1 protein-coding gene is annotated in these 273 nt (G+C 36.3%); it reads left to right on the forward strand.

Annotated elements, in window-relative coordinates; translation table 11 throughout:
• Positions 1-273: transposase (locus tag TY19_RS26910; RefSeq protein ID WP_042281972.1), on the forward strand; the 273-nt coding region annotated here is incomplete at both ends.

Here is a 273-nt window from a genome sequence, read left to right on the forward strand (position 1 = left end):
TCGATAGATGTTTGCCACAATAAACGCATAAAAAGAAACAAGGTCTTTAAAGGTTTAGCAAAGAGAGGGAAAACAACTTCAGGGTGGTTTTTCGGGTTTAAATTGCATCTCATGATCAATGAGAAAGGAGAAATTTTGGCTTTTCAGCTAACTCCTGGAAATGTCGCTGATGTTTCTATTGCCGAAACTTTGTCGAAAGGGATTTTTGGAAAACTATTTGGTGATAAGGGATATATTTCGAAAGAACTTTCAAAGAGGCTTTTGAAACAAGGT

Source organism: Candidatus Protochlamydia sp. R18 (assembly GCF_000648255.1).
Taxonomy (GTDB): domain Bacteria; phylum Chlamydiota; class Chlamydiia; order Chlamydiales; family Parachlamydiaceae; genus Protochlamydia; species Protochlamydia amoebophila.